1 pseudogene is annotated in these 252 nt (G+C 60.7%); it reads left to right on the forward strand.

What is annotated here, in order from left to right:
* Nucleotides 1–69: 69 nt before the first annotated feature.
* A pseudogene (locus QSJ95_RS32810) lies at nucleotides 70–252 on the forward strand (hypothetical protein); the annotation flags it as partial.

Raw genomic sequence — 252 nt, forward strand, 5'->3', positions numbered from 1 at the left:
CATTCCGCGGGCTTACCCAATGTTGGCCAGAAGCCCGACGTGGCTTCCTCGAACAGGCCTAATACATAGATGCAGTCGGGTTTTCATGTTCAAAAGCGGGTTGACGGTGGGGGTGAGTCCATACATATCGCCGCGCTGACCGGGCGTCTGGAAGCCTGTGCCGCCGCCGACCCGACAGCCAAACGGCTGATGACGGTACGTGGTATCGGTCCGATCACGGCTACGGCCTTGCTGGCCAAACAGGTCGAGCCG

Source organism: Pseudomonas sp. NBRC 100443 (assembly GCF_030268185.1).
Taxonomy (GTDB): Bacteria; Pseudomonadota; Gammaproteobacteria; order Pseudomonadales; family Pseudomonadaceae; genus Pseudomonas; species Pseudomonas citronellolis.